This is a genomic window from Bacillus cereus group sp. MG16 (assembly GCF_040459875.1).
Lineage (GTDB): Bacteria > Bacillota > Bacilli > Bacillales > Bacillaceae_G > Bacillus_A > Bacillus_A paranthracis.
In genome coordinates this window covers 1,244,631-1,258,082 of sequence record NZ_JARVHE010000001.1, presented here as the reverse complement: position 1 = coordinate 1,258,082, position 13,452 = coordinate 1,244,631, and the positions used below count along the sequence as shown (strand labels likewise).

Here is a 13,452-nt window from a genome sequence, read left to right as displayed (position 1 = left end):
TGATAATCACGAGTGCTTTTTTACTATGCACGAGAAACGTATTTACCTTCACCAGTGTTGATGATAAGTGTTTCGCCTTCGTTAATGAAGATTGGTACTTGTACAACAAGGCCAGTTTCTAATGTAGCTGGTTTTGTTACGTTAGAAGCAGTATCACCTTTAATACCTGGCTCTGTTTCTGTAACTTGTAATTCAACTGTGTTTGGAAGTTCAACACCAAGTACTTCGCCTTGGTAAGTCATAATAGATACTTCCATGTTTTCTTTTAGGAATTTAAGCTCGCGCTCGATTTGTTTTTCACCAAGTTCGATTTGCTCATAAGTTCCGTTATCCATAAATACGTGAGACTCACCGCTTGCGTATAAGTATTGCATACGACGGTTTTCGATGTGTGCTTTTTCTACTTTCTCACCAGCACGGAATGTTTTCTCTTGAACAGAACCTGTGCGAAGGTTACGTAGTTTAGAACGAACGAATGCAGCACCTTTACCTGGCTTTACGTGTTGGAAATCAAGTACTTGCCAAAGGCCATTATCCACTGCAATTGTTAAACCTGTACGAAAATCGTTTACTGAAATCATGTAAAAAAATCCTCCTGTGTATTACAAAATAATAAGTTCTTTTGGTGATTTCGTAATTACTTCATTACCTTCACTTGTCACAATGATATCATCTTCAATACGTACGCCGCCAATACCTGGAATATAAATACCTGGCTCTACTGTTACAGCCATACCTGGTTCAAGTACTGTATCAGAACGGAATGCTAAACCTGGTGCTTCATGGATTTCAAGACCGATTCCATGACCAGTAGAATGTCCGAAGTATTCACCGTATCCTTTTTCCGTTATGTAATCACGCGTTAACGCATCTGCTTCATGGCCAGTTAAACCAGCTTTAATACCGTTCACACCACGTAATTGTGCTTCTAAAACGATATTATAAATTTCTTTCAATTTATCAGATGGTTCACCAACTGCAATCGTACGAGTAATATCAGAGCAATATCCTTTGTAATAAGCGCCGAAGTCTAATGTAACGAAATCTCCTGTTTCTATCACTTTTTCAGATGCCACGCCGTGCGGTAATGCCGAACGAAGACCTGAAGCAACGATAATATCAAACGAAGAAGATGTTGCTCCTTGTTTTCTCATGAAAAATTCAAGTTCATTTGACACTTCAATTTCAGATACTCCCGGGCGAATGAATGATAGAATATGTTCAAAGGCAGCATCTGCAATCTGTGCAGCTTCCTTTAATATCTTAATCTCTGAATCAGTCTTTATCAAGCGTAACTTTTCTACAAGCCCAGAAGTTGGGATAAATTCAGCATCGATCGCTTCTTTATGAGCTGAATAAGAACTATATGTAAGAGTATCTTGCTCAAAGCCAAGCTTTTGAATTCCTAATTCTTTCACTTGCTTTGCAACTTCATCGATAATTAATCCCGCATGCTGTACAATCTCGTATCCAACCGCTTGTTTAGTAGCTTGCTCTACGTAACGGAAATCTGTAATAAATTGAGCGCGGTTTTTCGAAATGAGTACAACACCAGCTGTTCCTGTGAAGTTAGCCATATATCTACGACTATGTTCATTTGTTAACAAAATACCGTCAATACCAGCCTCATCAAATGCACTTCTTAATCTTTCGATTTTCTCCATTACTTTATGCCTCCCTCAATTTCTCCATTAATGCAAATAACGCTAACTTATAGCCATAAAAACCAAATCCAACAATTTGTCCCGCACAAACAGCTGCCGTCACAGATTCGTGACGGAACGACTCACGCTGATGAATGTTAGAAATATGTACTTCAATAACAGGAATCGAAATGCTCGCAATTGCATCTCGAATCGCATAGCTATAATGCGTAAATGCTCCAGGATTTAAAATGATCCCTTCATATATATCTTCCGCCTCATGAATACGATCGATAATCGCACCTTCATGATTCGATTGGAAACATTCTAACTCCACTCCCATTGTTTCTGCTTCTTGCTTCATATCTGCTTCAAGTGTCGCTAGCGTGCCCTTTCCATATACATTTACCTCTCTGACACCGAGGCGATTTAGGTTAGGACCGTTTACGAGGAGTACCTTTTTCATATGCTTAAAACTCCTTAATATTAAATGTCTATACAACATTTTAACATAGGAGTTACTTGTTTGAATAGTTTGTCTTCTCTTCCCCTTCTCGCTCGGCCTTATTGGTATTTACTGCGTAAGAAACAGAGTATGCTATAAATACACCATACAATATAAAAATGCATATCGTCGTCACAATTGTTTCTTTCGGTAAATGGAGTGCACTTTTAATAGCAGGCGCTATTAACCCCATTCCGAAAAATAGTAACGCCCACCAAAATAGACCATAAATCATCCCTGGCAGAATTCCTTCAAACTTTGCCAAAAAGGCTTTATACAAAAAGGCAATTAAAATCGAAAGTAGTCCCATACAAACAATTCCTGACACATTGCCCCATACCCCTTCTTTCCAGTTTCCAAAGGCAAATGGTAGAAGTAAATAGTTCGGTCCCGCTTCTGTAAATGAAAATATATGAAGGAAATACCATATTCCTCCCCAAAACAGTCCACCAAATAAACCAATTTGTACAAAATTCCTTGTTCCTAATTGTTCTTGACTCACATCGACACCTCCGCTCAATAGTATGCCCGAAACTATTTTGAACCATGTTTAAATACTGCGAAATTTGTCTATAAAAAGAATAAGAAATGTCCGACTCTCGTAACATTTTTCCTTGTCATCTACTTGTATTTGTCGATAAAATAAAGGAAACTCGGTGATTGTCTTATTTCAAAACGACAGAACCCAGTATGACAATTGCCTCTTTTTCTACATAAGAGAGAAACAAATACAGGTTGGTGTTAACATGGCAGAAGAGTCAAAACAAATATATGGCGGGCAAGCAGTCATAGAAGGAGTTATGTTTGGCGGTAGAGAATATACTGTTACAGCGGTTCGTCGTAAAGATAAATCGATTGAATTTTATCGATTACCACGCGTTCGTAATAAAGCATTATCTATCCTAAAAAAAATTCCATTTTTACGAGGGATTGCCGCTATTGTGGATGCAAGCGCGAACGGGGCAAAACATTTAAACTTTGCTTCAGAACGATTTGATGTTCACCCAGAAGAAGATGAACAAATTGCAAATAAAAAAGAAGAACAATCGAAGTTAACGATGGTATTAGGAGTTGCAGCAGTTGGCGTTTTATCTTTCATATTCGGTAAAGTCATTTTCACAGCAGTTCCTGCATTACTAGCTGAATTAACGAGACCGATTTTCCCATCTCATACAGGGCAAATCATTGTCGAAAGTGTCATTAAGCTCATGTTATTATTGAGCTATATATACTTTATTTCTTTAACGCCACTCATTAAGCGGGTATTTCAGTACCATGGTGCGGAGCATAAAGTAATTAATGCCTATGAGAATAATCTTTCATTGACTGTAGAAAATGTTCAAAAACAAACTCGCCTTCATTATCGTTGTGGCAGTAGCTTCATTATATTTACAGTCATTATTGGAATGTTTGTTTATTTCCTTGTCCCTACAGATCCACTTTGGGCCAGAGTGGTAAACCGAATTTTATTAATTCCAGTCGTGCTCGGCATTTCTTTTGAAGTGTTACAATTTACGAATCGATTACGCGATATTCCAGTATTACGCATACTTGGATATCCCGGATTATGGCTACAACTATTAACAACGAAAGAACCAACAGATGATCAAGTGGAAGTAGCCATTGCATCGTTTGAAGAATTATTACGTTTAGAAAACAAACAATAATTATTTAAAAATGGTGTTCAACTCCTTTCCTCATCGTTAATATACTAATTTTAATATATGTTTTTAGGAGGTGTTCCTTATGAACGGTCGTTCGTTTACTTTCGCTATATTTGTGCTTATTATCGGATTAGCAATATTCGGCCTTGTTTCATCTGTCATTACAGATCCAATGGGAGTGTTAAGAAATATTGGTATCATGTTGGCTGTCGTTGGTATCTTTTATTTACTCTACAAAATGTTTACAAACTCTAGCGGTTCAGCAAATTCGCAAAGCTCATATAAGCGCGCTGCAAAACAATCGAGCCGCAAGCATGGGAAACAAAATGTAGCACCCCTAAGCAATTCTTTCTTTAAATCAAACGCTTCTAATGACAAAGGGAAAAAAGGGAATCTTTCTTCTTTAAAGCGAAAAAGAAAACAATCTCATTTAACTGTCATTGAAGGTAAAAAAAACAAAAAGAAAGACCGTGCTTCCTTTTAGGAAATACGGTCTTTCTTTATATTTTGCAGTACTTCTTTCAAGCTTTTATCTTTCATACTTTCAATTCGAAGATGATGATTTGCAAATGGTAAATTACGTGTCACATCATTCGGTACAACAACGCACGTTAACCCTGCCGCAATTGCTGCTTTCAATCCGTTTAACGAGTCTTCAAATACAACAGCCTCAGACGGATCAATCCCTAAATCTTCTATCGCAACTCGGTAAAGTGCTGGATCTGGTTTTACCTTTTCAACATCTTCTCTCGTTTTAATAACTTCAAAATAATCTCGAATTTGTAGCTCTTCTAAAAAAGGAATCACCCATTCTCTAGATGAACTAGATGCTAACGCGATTTTTAATCCCATTTCTTTCGCTTCTTGTAAGTATTCTTTTACCCCGTCACGAGCTTCTGGTGTTTTCATTTTTTCTTTATGTAAAATTTCTACTTTTTCTTTTAATGCATGCTTGCTAAACTTCTCTTTTAATTGCTCATTTAAATATGCATACAGTACATCATCTGTCGTTCCAATACACTTTGCAAATTCTTCTAAAGGTAACTCCCCACCGTACTCACGAACGGCGTCTCTGAAAGAGTGAAACCATATTGTTTCTGTGTCCACAATTAATCCATCAAAATCAAAAATAATTGCTTTCATAATTCTCCCATCCTTTTCGATTGAAATAAAAAAGGAAACGACTTACGTTCCCCTTAATTACTTTTCTCTTCATTTGCTTTTTGAACGCCACGAAGTGTTTCCACTCGAACCTCATCTTGTTCAAAGTATTGCACTAAGTCACCAATACGATCAATTGCTTCCCAGCTTAAATGATGTTCAATTCCTTCTACATCATTGTAAATCTTACTTTCATCCACACCGATAATACGCATAAATTGCTCTAACAATTCATGACGATATACGAGACGTTCTCCGATTTTTTTACCTTTTGATGTTAATACAAGCCCTCTATATTTTTCATAAATTAGATATTCATCTTTGTCTAATTTTTGCACCATTTTTGTTACAGAGGATGGATGTACACTAAGCGCTTCAGCAATATCAGATACGCGGGCATAACCCTTTTCATCAATCAACAAATAAATTTGTTCAATATAATCTTCCATACTAGGGGTAGGCATCGGTTTCCTCCATCCAATTTCATTTTGCTCATTCCGTACGAAGCAATCAATAAAATGATACACCAGAAAGAATAACGTGACAAGTTGAAAACAAGCCTAAATATATAAAACAAAAAAGAATCTGTATTTGTATACAGACTCCCCTTAAGTAAAGTATTGTATTTCTGCATCAGGAAAAAACTCATATATATAGCCTCTTATTGTTTCTTCCAATACTTCCGCATCATCTTTTTTATATACGTATTTCCCGATGCCGTACCGTCCCCATTTATATTTACGCTTCTCTTCATCCATTTCAAGCTTCGTACTCGGATAACGCTCCTGAATGACCTTTTTTGCTGGTTTTGTAAAGCGATGTTGAATTAATTCAAATGTTAAATTCGGTATGGACAAATCTTTTAGTGCATTGTACAGTCGTTCAAATAATTCACGGTATCCTTCTTCCCATCCTTCATGCATATAAAGTGGCGCAACTATAAAACCAAGTGGATAATCAGCGCCTGCTACTTTACGTGCTGCTTCAATACGCTCTTCAAAGGGTGACGTCCCCGGCTCAAAATTTTTAATTACATACCGTGAATTAATACTAAACCTGAAACGAGTTTTCCCGTTATGTTTTGCATCTAACAAATGATCAACGTGCGAATATTTCGTAACGAAACGTAAACGCCCATGCTCACTTTCTCCAATGAATTCAATCGCGCGCTTTAATGCATGTGTTAAATGATCGATCCCAACGATATCTGATGTACAAGCAGCTTCAAACCTTGTGATTTCAGGTGCTCTCTCATCCATATATTGCTTTGCTTTCTCAAATATTTCATCAAGATTCACATACACGCGAACGTAAGGCTTACTCCCAAGTGTTGTTTGCAAATAGCAATAATGACAATGTCCCATACACCCTGTTGCAAGCGGAATTGCATATTCAGCTGACGGTTTTGACGTATCAAATTTTAATGTCTTCCTCACTCCAACGACAAGTGTCGCCTTTGCATTGCGATACTTTTGCAAATCATTTTCACCCGGCAAATTTCTAATTTGATTATGGGATGTCGTTTCACGAATCTCTAGTCCCATCTTCGTAAACTTCTCATATAGCTCTTTTCCAAGTGGATATTCAAGTGCCTTCGGTTCAAAGTAAACGAGTTTTGGCATAAACGGTTTCATATACTTCCCTCCTCTCGTTAGTATGGGGAACGTGGAAAAATTAAAACGCATTAAAGTTTTCCACCTCAGTAACTTGCGTTGCAAGTTACTGAATGTTACAATTTGGATAACAGCTACCTTGCACAGCAAGTTACCTGAGTAAAAGGTGGTGAAATCATGCACAGCCAAATGTTAAAAGGTGTACTCGAAGGTTGCATCCTATACATCATTTCACAAGAAGAAGTGTACGGATATGAACTGAGTACAAAATTAAATAAACACGGATTTACATTCGTAAGTGAAGGAAGCATATATCCGTTATTGTTACGTATGCAAAAAGAAAAATTGATTGAAGGAACATTAAAAGCCTCCTCACTTGGGCCAAAGAGAAAATATTATCACGTAACGAATAAAGGATTAGAACAGCTTGAAGAATTTAAACAAAGCTGGGGAATGGTTTCAACAACGGTGAACAATTTATTACAGGGGGAGTGATGGGGATGAATGCACAAGACATGATTAAATTGAACAACAAACAACGCGAACTTCTAACACCTGAAAATGAAGTTGCTTATAGCGATATGCTAGTTTATCTTCGTTTATCTAACGTGCCAGAGCAACAAGTAGAAGAACTATTACTAGAAATATTAGACCATCTCATTGAAGCACAAGCAGAAAATAAAAATGCTTATGACATTTTTGGTGATGACTTACAATCTTATTGTGATGAACTCATATCGTCTTTGCCGGTTCAAACAATGTTAGAAAAAACTTCTTTAATTGGCTTTGTTATTAGCTTACTTCTGGCTATACAGTTTGGAATAGACACCATTGCTTCTCTTTTCATTTTCTTTTTTGAAAAGAATACCGAAATAATAAGTCCACCTTTTAGTATCCTTGGAACTACTTTGTCTGTTTCAATAATTATACTAGGTATACTATTCATTTTATATTTATTAAAGCGGTACTCCTTTGATCAGAAAATGAATTGGAAAAGAAGAATTCTATTTGGATTCGCATTTGCTATCCCATTTTGTTCCGCTATATTCTTAAATATTTATTTTAAAAAACAACCTTATCTCATTTATCATCTAACCTTTTGGCAAAACGCTTTAATCGCTATCCTATTTTATGCTTTATATAAATTCCTATATAAAAAATCTAATTTTTAACAGCCCTTCAAAAGGCTGTTTTTCTTCTGTCTAATTTTACAAATTGAAAAATTTCATAAAGAAAATAAGAAAAATGCAAAATAATTAAAGTTAATTGTTGACGTGATGCTTTTATTATCGGTATCATAAATCTTCGTGAGCAATTATTTTTCGTTATACGATTTTTTTATTATTACTGAATTTTTGAGAGGAGAAATTAGATGTCAGTTAAGAAGAAAACGCAAGTACGCACCGGCAAAATGGTACGTGAACTAATGTTAGCAGACGAAGATGTAAATGCTTCGCTAATTATGGTATATAGTGAAAACGGTGTAAACGCAGAAATTAAAATCGAGGGCTTAACGCCGAAATGTAACGAAGAATTATTTTTGAGCGGAAACGTGGATTGGAACAAGAGTGTTATTTATAAAATTGTTGATTTCACTGGAAACGCTGAAGTTGGTAAAGTTACATTAACAGCGATGAACAAAAATAATGTTTCTCTAGAAATAGAACGCGTTATGTGGAGTAAAGAAAATAAAGAGGCTGCTGAACAAGAAGAAACAGTTGTAGAAGCTACTCCGAAAAAAGAAGTAATTGTAGAAGCTCCAAAAGCAGTTACACCTGCTCCAAAGCCTGTTACACGTGTGGAAACACCTGCTATAGCATCAACACCTAAGCCTACTCCGGCACCGAAGCCAGTAAGTGTAGAAGCAGCTGTGGAATTATCTACTCCAGCACCTGTGAAACGAGAAGTACCAACTCCAGTTACAAAGCAAGAGACAACGCCGGTCGCGCCTGCAAAACCGAAGCAACCTGCTTTGACTGAAACAAATTCAAAACTACAAGAAAATTATGTGAAACTCGTGAAAAAGACAATTGAAGTTTGTCAAGATTACGAGCTTGGCATCGACATAGATGATTCTATTGAAAGCTTAAAAGAAGAATTACAAAGCCAAGGTATTAGCGTTACATTTGACAAAGAAATTATGGACGTTGTCAATCGCCTTCGTTCTTTACAAGATAAAGGAATCAAAGTAGAAAAAGTACTTAATTTACTATAAAAAAATAAGAGGTGGCAATTGCCATCTCTTATTTTTTATAATTCCACTCTTTACTTTCATACTTTTCTTTTGCTAACGTTTGCACTTCACGTAATTGTTCTTCTGTTAATTCATACGGAACAAGCTCTACATCTAATCCTTTTTCAAACCCAACCTCAAACGCTTTAATTAACTGCTCGATTGTAAACGTACGGTCTGTTAATTCATTAATTGCTACCGCTTTAGAAGAGAACATACTCTTCATACGTTCTTTCACACGTTCATTCGGGAATAAAAACAGATCATATAACTCATCTAAATCTATTTCTAATGGAATCGACCCGTGCTGTAAAATAACACCTTTTTGACGTGTTTGCGCACTACCTGCGATTTTTCTTCCTTCTACTACAATTTCATACCAAGACGGTGCATCAAAACATACGCCTGAGCGTGGATTTTTCAAATTTTCACGATCTGCTTCTGTTTTTGGAACTGCATAATACGCTTCTAACCCTAATGCTTTAAAACCATCTAATAAACCTTGCGAAATAACACGATACGCTTCTGTAACTGTTTTTGGCATATTTGGATGATCTTCAGACACAATAACACTGTACGTTAATTCTTTATCATGTAGTACACCCCTGCCGCCTGTTTGACGACGAACGAATCCATATTTCTTTTCGTTAACTACATCCATATTAATATCTTTTTCAACACGTTGGAAATACCCGACTGTTAATGTTGGTACTTCCCATTCGTAAAAACGAATGGTTGGTGGCATTTTCTTTTCACTTTGCCAATTTAATAAACATTCATCTAACGCCATATTAAATGCCGGTGAACATTGACCAGAGTTAATATAACACCATTTTTCTTTTCCCATCCTGCACCTCATATAACCAATTATTTTTCACATTCTCTAGTCTACCAAATTCGACAAAATTTGTGAAAGAATACGAAATTTCTTCTTATATACAAATGAATCTGTTGCATAAATACATACGGGCATTATAATATTGAAAGTAGGATAAGAAAAAAGGGAGCGATAGAATCGTGTCAACAACTTGGATTATTTTATTAGCCGTAATCGTAGCGTTCATCGGTTACACTGTATGGATGTATTTCTATCAGAAAAAATTAATTACAACACTTTCAGAAGAAGAGTTTCGCGCTGGCTACCGTAAAGCACAGCTTATCGATATTCGCGAAGCAGACGAATATACTGCAGGGCATATTTTAGGCGCACGTAACATTCCGTTATCACAAATTCGCCTTCGTCATAAAGAACTTCGTAAAGATCAACCAGTTTACTTATACTGCCAAAGCGGATTCCGTACTGGTCGTGCGGCTCAATACTTAAAGAAACAAGGCTACAAAGATTTCTACCAATTACAAGGTGGATTTAAAACGTGGACTGGAAAAATTAAAAAGAAATAATAACATACAAAAACTAGCTGAATAATTCAGCTAGTTTTTTCATTTGAAAACTTTCCACGTTATTCTCACACATTTTGACAAAACTTCTTTTATAAACGCAAAAAAGACCCCTATCATTCTCACGCCCAAATAAAAAGGTTACGCGAATAACAGAAGTCATATTTATAACATAGTTTGTGAAAAGCTTTTCAGGTCAAGATTTTTTCATTCTTATTATTTTCCCTTTATAATAAGGAGAGAGGTGATACATATGGCCAATATAAAACAAATTGCAAAAACCGCTGGTGTATCCATATCAACTGTTTCTCGCGTCCTGAATAATCATCCTTACGTAAAAGAAGAAAAACGTAAGCGTGTTCTAGATGCTGTTGAAGAATTGAACTATGCCAAAAATATAAATGCTATTCATTTAATAAAGGGAAAAACATATACGATCGGTGTTATGCTCCCTTTCATTAACCTTCCATACTTCAGTACCATTATTGAAGGAATCGGCAACGAAGCGTTAGCAGCTGGATATCACATTAATTTATGTCAAACGAATTACGATAGTATCGAAGAAATTCGTGTTCTTGAAATGATGAAAATGAAACAATTCGACGGGATGATTATTTGCTCTCGAACGAGTTCATGGGAACAAATTGAACCTTTCGCAAAATTTGCTCCTATTATTTCATGCGAAAAAATGCACCACCCCCTCATTTCATCTGTCTACGTAGATCATTATGAAGGCTTCCGTCTCGGCACCGCCTATTTACTCAATAAAGGCCATGAAAAAATCGGGATTTGTTTAGCAAGAAAAACAAGTGTAAATTCCATGGAACGTGAAAAAGCGTTTGCTGATACACTTCGCAACGAAGGCAAAACGTTACATCCCGAATGGATTTTTCATCAATGCTATACAATGCAAGACGGTGCACAAATACTCCATCGTATTTTAAACATGAAAAATCGTCCAACCGCTATTTTTACAGCGAACGATCAAGTTGCAGCTGGTTTATTAACAGAGGCTCGAAAACAAGGTCTTCGAGTACCCGAAGACCTTGCTATCCTTGGATTTGATAATCATGAAATTTCAAAGGCGTTAGAAATTTCAACAATTGAACATCCCGGTCTCGAAATGGGCTCACATGCGTTTTCTTTATTCCATAAACAAATCCAAAGTGAGCAAATTATCGGGAACGCAAAAGAGCTTTCATTCCATTTAATTGAGCGAGATACTGTCTAATAAGAGCGTTACCTATAGCGCTCTTTTCAGCTCTTCACCTATTGACTTTATATTTTCACTCGCATATAATAAACCTAACGAACGGTAGGTAGGGGATGAAAATGACAGCAAACCGCATTAAAGCTGTAGCACTTTCTCATTTCGCACGCTACGGCTACGAAGGAACTTCATTAGCAAATATTGCTCAAGAAGTCGGGATTAAAAAACCATCAATTTACGCACACTTTAAAGGAAAAGAAGAGCTATATTTTATATGCTTAGAATCCGCTCTTCAAAAAGATTTACAGAGCTTCACAGGCGATATCGAAAAGTTTTCCAATTCGTCTACTGAAGAATTGCTCTTACAGCTACTAAAGGGCTATGCAAAACGATTTGGTGAAAGTGAAGAATCAATGTTTTGGTTACGAACTTCTTATTTTCCGCCTGATGCATTTCGCGAACAAATTATTAATAAAGCAAATGTACACATTGAAAACGTCGGAAAGCTTTTATTCCCTGTATTTAAAAGAGCAAGCGAACGAGATGAGTTGCATAACATTAAAGTAAAAGACGCCTTAGAGGCTTTTCTATGCTTACTTGACGGTCTTATGGTTGAACTACTATACGCAGGTTTAAATCGTTTTGAGACACGTTTAGACGCTTCTTGGAAAGTATTTTGGCGTGGACTTTCAAACTGACGGATTGCTCCTTTGCAATGCGTCGTTTTTAAGCCCTTTACCTAACGACTGGTAGGAAGGAGAAATGACATATGGCATGGATTTATGTAATCTTAGCTGGTATTATTGAAATCTTTTGGGTAATTGGATTAAAACACGCGGAGGCTCCACTTGAATGGGCTGGTGTTGCGTTATTAATTACAATTAGTTTCGTCTTATTATTTAGAGCTTATAAAGATTTACCTGTTGGTACTGTATACGCAGTCTTCACTGGAATTGGAGCTGGTGGAATCGTTCTTACAGAAATTTTCGTTTTCGGGGAGCCATTCTCTATCGTAAAAGTATTATTAATTGGTTTAATCTTCTTTGGCGTAATTGGTTTAAAGCGAGTAACAGAAGAAAAAGAAGCGAAGGAGGCCGCATAAAATGGCTTGGGTATTTTTAATTCTAGCTGGTATTTGTGAAATTATTGGTGTACTCTTTATGAAAGTAGCCACTGAAAAGAAAGGCTGGGCACCAAAAGTTATTTTAATCGCTAACTTCGGCGTAAGCTTCTTCTTCTTATCCCTTGCGATGAACACATTACCGATGGGAACTGCTTACGCGATTTGGACTGGAATCGGAACTGCCGGAAGTGCACTTCTAGGCATCCTTATTTTCCGCGAATCAGCGGATTGGCGTCGTCTTGCTTTCTTAAGCTGCATTCTATGCGGCGCTGTTGGCTTAAAACTATTAAGCTAACGTGAGGTGAATGTCATGTGGAAAGAAAAAGGGAAGCAACTGTTAGCATGGATCACACTTAGTATCGTCATTCTATTACAAATAAGTTTTCACATAATAGAATGGTTGTTTCATAAAGTAGTATCCATTCTCACATTCCTTCCTAACATGACACTTGAAATAATATCAATCGTCTGGTCCATTATTGCCTCCATTGCAATCGTCATTATATGGAGTATCGCCAAGCTATGGAATAAGTTATTTAAAAAGGACAGTTCTTCTGAAAAAAAGTAACTGTCCTTTTTTATATTCATTCAGACTTTCTATAAAAGTTTGATGTGATAAGACAAAACAGACCGACTATGGCAATACTTATACCAACCCCTTTATGCAAACTAGGAAATAACGGTGGTGTGGTATATCTGAATAAACATTTGCTAATATGAGACCGATTGAAACGAAAAATATCCCTATTCTATATAACCATTTTCTTTTGTTCATTATTCTCCCCTCCTAAAATTTTTCATACACTCCTTTCTTTTGGACATACTACCTAAAAAAGGAGTGGATAATATGCAAAATTCCGTACATAAGCAGATCCTATTTTTATTTTTCCTCTTTCTTATTC

General features: G+C 36.5%; 19 protein-coding genes and 1 pseudogene. 11 read left to right on the top strand and 9 right to left on the bottom strand.

The genetic code is table 11. The features are described from left to right. Positions 1–23: 23 nt before the first annotated feature. The 4 genes from efp to QCI73_RS06565 are packed head-to-tail and all read right to left on the bottom strand — an operon-like array spanning position 24 to position 2,650. The gene (gene efp, locus QCI73_RS06580) at positions 24–581 is read right to left on the bottom strand and encodes an elongation factor P (protein WP_000626512.1); all 558 of its coding nucleotides are present in this window, start codon (positions 579–581) and stop codon (positions 24–26) included. 21 nt (positions 582–602) lie between these two features. Continuing rightward, positions 603–1,664 carry a Xaa-Pro dipeptidase gene (gene pepQ / locus QCI73_RS06575; RefSeq protein ID WP_353822672.1) on the bottom strand — a complete coding sequence of 354 codons (1,062 nt, stop codon included), beginning with the start codon at positions 1,662–1,664 and terminating at the stop codon, positions 603–605. 4 nt (positions 1,665–1,668) lie between these two features. Next, positions 1,669–2,109 (bottom strand): type II 3-dehydroquinate dehydratase, encoded by a 441-nt coding sequence (gene aroQ, locus QCI73_RS06570; protein ID WP_000757087.1) that lies wholly within the window; start codon positions 2,107–2,109, stop codon positions 1,669–1,671. Between the two features lie 52 nt (positions 2,110–2,161). Beyond that, entirely contained in the window at positions 2,162–2,650 is a 489-nt protein-coding gene (locus tag QCI73_RS06565; RefSeq protein ID WP_029439894.1) for a YqhR family membrane protein, read from the bottom strand. 244 nt (positions 2,651–2,894) lie between these two features. On the opposite strand from QCI73_RS06565, the gene QCI73_RS06560 reads away from it, so the two are divergent. Both QCI73_RS06560 and QCI73_RS06555 read left to right on the top strand, forming a co-directional pair. Then, entirely contained in the window at positions 2,895–3,815 is a 921-nt protein-coding gene (locus QCI73_RS06560) for a DUF1385 domain-containing protein (RefSeq protein WP_000807112.1), read from the top strand. A gap of 79 nt (positions 3,816–3,894) precedes the next feature. After that, on the top strand, positions 3,895–4,296 hold the full coding sequence (locus QCI73_RS06555; protein ID WP_001014446.1) for an SA1362 family protein: 402 nt from the start codon (positions 3,895–3,897) through the stop codon (positions 4,294–4,296). Here QCI73_RS06555 and QCI73_RS06550 read toward each other — a convergent pair. The 3 genes from QCI73_RS06550 to splB all read right to left on the bottom strand — a co-directional run bounded on the left by QCI73_RS06550 (position 4,293) and on the right by splB (position 6,607). Next, positions 4,293–4,955 carry an HAD family hydrolase gene (locus QCI73_RS06550; protein WP_353822671.1) on the bottom strand — a complete coding sequence of 221 codons (663 nt, stop codon included), beginning with the start codon at positions 4,953–4,955 and terminating at the stop codon, positions 4,293–4,295. The genes QCI73_RS06555 and QCI73_RS06550 overlap by 4 nt on opposite strands. 53 nt (positions 4,956–5,008) lie before the next feature. Further along, entirely contained in the window at positions 5,009–5,437 is a 429-nt protein-coding gene (gene mntR, locus QCI73_RS06545) for a transcriptional regulator MntR (protein WP_001143076.1), read from the bottom strand. Positions 5,438–5,581: 144 nt separating this feature from the next. Further along, positions 5,582–6,607, bottom strand: a complete 1,026-nt coding sequence (splB, locus tag QCI73_RS06540; RefSeq protein ID WP_353822670.1) for a spore photoproduct lyase — start codon at positions 6,605–6,607, stop codon at positions 5,582–5,584. A 156-nt stretch (positions 6,608–6,763) separates the two neighbouring features. Here splB and QCI73_RS06535 point away from each other — a divergent pair, with 156 nt between their 5' ends. The 3 genes from QCI73_RS06535 to QCI73_RS06525 all read left to right on the top strand — a co-directional run bounded on the left by QCI73_RS06535 (position 6,764) and on the right by QCI73_RS06525 (position 8,801). Continuing rightward, positions 6,764–7,081: a PadR family transcriptional regulator gene (locus QCI73_RS06535; protein WP_000556087.1), complete on the top strand. Its 318-nt coding sequence runs from the start codon at positions 6,764–6,766 to the stop codon at positions 7,079–7,081. Between the two features lie 5 nt (positions 7,082–7,086). Beyond that, the gene (locus tag QCI73_RS06530; protein ID WP_327922506.1) at positions 7,087–7,758 is read left to right on the top strand and encodes a DUF1129 domain-containing protein; all 672 of its coding nucleotides are present in this window, start codon (positions 7,087–7,089) and stop codon (positions 7,756–7,758) included. Positions 7,759–7,958: 200 nt separating this feature from the next. Beyond that, the gene (locus QCI73_RS06525; protein ID WP_353822669.1) at positions 7,959–8,801 is read left to right on the top strand and encodes a hypothetical protein; all 843 of its coding nucleotides are present in this window, start codon (positions 7,959–7,961) and stop codon (positions 8,799–8,801) included. A gap of 28 nt (positions 8,802–8,829) precedes the next feature. Here the strand turns inward: QCI73_RS06525 and QCI73_RS06520 are convergent, their stop codons facing one another. Beyond that, complete coding sequence (locus QCI73_RS06520) at positions 8,830–9,666, bottom strand: lipoate--protein ligase family protein (RefSeq protein WP_000514083.1); 837 nt, start codon at positions 9,664–9,666, stop codon at positions 8,830–8,832. A 170-nt stretch (positions 9,667–9,836) separates the two neighbouring features. On the opposite strand from QCI73_RS06520, the gene QCI73_RS06515 reads away from it, so the two are divergent. The 6 genes from QCI73_RS06515 to QCI73_RS06490 all read left to right on the top strand — a co-directional run bounded on the left by QCI73_RS06515 (position 9,837) and on the right by QCI73_RS06490 (position 13,118). Further along, positions 9,837–10,220, top strand: a complete 384-nt coding sequence (locus tag QCI73_RS06515; RefSeq protein ID WP_000108655.1) for a rhodanese-like domain-containing protein — start codon at positions 9,837–9,839, stop codon at positions 10,218–10,220. Positions 10,221–10,470: 250 nt separating this feature from the next. Next, positions 10,471–11,448: a LacI family DNA-binding transcriptional regulator gene (locus QCI73_RS06510; RefSeq protein WP_001273958.1), complete on the top strand. Its 978-nt coding sequence runs from the start codon at positions 10,471–10,473 to the stop codon at positions 11,446–11,448. Between the two features lie 95 nt (positions 11,449–11,543). Then, a complete protein-coding gene (locus tag QCI73_RS06505; RefSeq protein WP_353822668.1) occupies positions 11,544–12,125 on the top strand; it encodes a TetR/AcrR family transcriptional regulator in 582 nt (193 codons plus the stop codon). A 71-nt stretch (positions 12,126–12,196) separates the two neighbouring features. Then, a complete protein-coding gene (locus QCI73_RS06500) occupies positions 12,197–12,529 on the top strand; it encodes a DMT family transporter (protein WP_000312349.1) in 333 nt (110 codons plus the stop codon). Between the two features lies 1 nt (position 12,530). Continuing rightward, a complete protein-coding gene (locus tag QCI73_RS06495) occupies positions 12,531–12,845 on the top strand; it encodes a DMT family transporter (RefSeq protein WP_000312623.1) in 315 nt (104 codons plus the stop codon). A 15-nt stretch (positions 12,846–12,860) separates the two neighbouring features. After that, entirely contained in the window at positions 12,861–13,118 is a 258-nt protein-coding gene (locus tag QCI73_RS06490; RefSeq protein ID WP_353822667.1) for a DUF3975 family protein, read from the top strand. Between the two features lie 16 nt (positions 13,119–13,134). On the opposite strand, the pseudogene QCI73_RS06485 reads toward QCI73_RS06490, so the two are convergent. Further along, positions 13,135–13,325 (bottom strand): annotated as a pseudogene (locus QCI73_RS06485) (hypothetical protein). Between the last annotated feature and the right edge of the window lie 127 nt (positions 13,326–13,452).